General features: G+C 57.7%; 1 protein-coding gene. It reads left to right on the top strand.

The features are described 5' to 3' along the window. A partial coding sequence (locus tag PQR32_RS42180) for an efflux RND transporter permease subunit (RefSeq protein WP_408241827.1) occupies positions 1-475 on the top strand: 475 nt, incomplete at both ends.

The following is a 475-nucleotide window of genomic DNA, read 5'->3' as shown; positions in this document are numbered from 1 at the left end:
CGACGGCAAGCCCGGCGTGCAGCTCATCATCTTCCAGCAGCCCAACGCAAACTCGTTGCAGATTTCGACCGATGTTCGCCGAATCACGGCAGAGTTGCAGAAGGACATGCCCGAGGGCGTTGAGGCGAAGATCGTCTATGACCCGACGCAGTTCGTCCGGGAAAGCATCGATGCGGTGGTGCACACGCTGTTCGAAGCCATTTTCCTTGTCGTTATCGTCGTCATCATCTTCCTGCAAACCTGGCGGGCGTCACTGATTCCGTTGCTGGCGGTACCGGTGTCGATTGTGGGCACATTCTCGCTGATGTTGGCATTCGGCTTCACCATCAACGCGCTGTCGCTATTCGGCATGGTTCTCGCCATCGGGATTGTGGTCGACGATGCAATCGTCGTGGTGGAGAACGTCGAGCGGAATATTGCAGCGGGTCTCACGCCGCTTGAAGCTTCATACGCAGCGATGCGGGAAGTGAGTGGG

The organism is Paraburkholderia dipogonis (assembly GCF_046027395.1).
In the GTDB taxonomy this organism is placed as follows: domain Bacteria; phylum Pseudomonadota; class Gammaproteobacteria; order Burkholderiales; family Burkholderiaceae; genus Paraburkholderia; species Paraburkholderia dipogonis_A.
Note: the sequence above shows the minus strand (reverse complement) of the source record. Positions and strands in the feature narration are given on the sequence as shown.